The 789-nt window shown below is 71.6% G+C and carries 1 protein-coding gene; it reads right to left on the bottom strand.

The window, feature by feature from the left end; translation table 11 throughout:
- Positions 1–789, bottom strand: a 789-nt coding sequence (locus CCN29_RS32310) for a glycoside hydrolase family 16 protein (RefSeq protein WP_107481759.1), incomplete at both ends; no start/stop codon positions are given.

Genomic DNA, 789 nt, shown 5'->3' with positions numbered 1-789 from the left:
CGTGGCGTTCGACCAGGTCGTCGCGTCCACCTGGTTCTCCCGGACGGTGTGGAAGTTGGTGTCGTCGAGGTAGAAGCGGATCTCCTCCACCTCCGACGAGCGGTCCCACTCCATCCGGTAGGTGTGGAAACCGGCCTGGCAGGTGGTGCCCTGACAGGTGGTCTGGCCGCCGATGCCGCTGGTCTCGTTGCACGGGCCGCCCGGCGAGGTGCCGCAGTGCATCGTGGCGAACACCGTGTTCTGGCCCTGGGTGTTCTCCATGATGTCCAGCTCGCCGACGGCGGGCCAGTTCCAGTAGTTGCCCCGGAACGGCGCGCCGAGCATCCAGAACGCGGGCCAGTAGCCCTTGGCCGCGTCACCCGTGACGTTCGGTACCTGGATACGGGCCTCGACGCGCAGCTTGCCGCCGGCCGGGGGCTGGAAGTCGTCGCGGTTGGTCTCGACGCGCCCCGACGTCCAGTTGCCGGCGCCGTCGCGGCGCGGGGTGATGCGCAGGTTGCCGTTGCCGTCGAGGGAGACGTTCTCCGGGTTCGACGTCATCGTCTCCTTCTCGCCGGTGCCCCAGTTGGCGGGGCCGCCGGGGTAGCCGGTGCCGGTCGCGTACTGCCAGTCGGCGGTGTCGACGCCGCTGCCCTCGGGACCGTCGAAGTCGTCGGCGAAGACCTGGGACCAGCCCGACGGCGGGGGCGGCGCGGAGGCGCTGGCGGTGGGACCGGTGAGCGCCAGAGCGCCCGCGCCCAGCGCCAGTGCGCCGGTCAGAGCGACGAGCGTGTGCCTGAGCCGCCGCCG

Origin of the sequence: Streptomyces pseudogriseolus, assembly GCA_002154585.1 — a bacterium.
GTDB lineage: Bacteria > Actinomycetota > Actinomycetes > Streptomycetales > Streptomycetaceae > Streptomyces > Streptomyces pseudogriseolus.
This window is presented reverse-complemented; position numbering and strand designations above follow the sequence as displayed.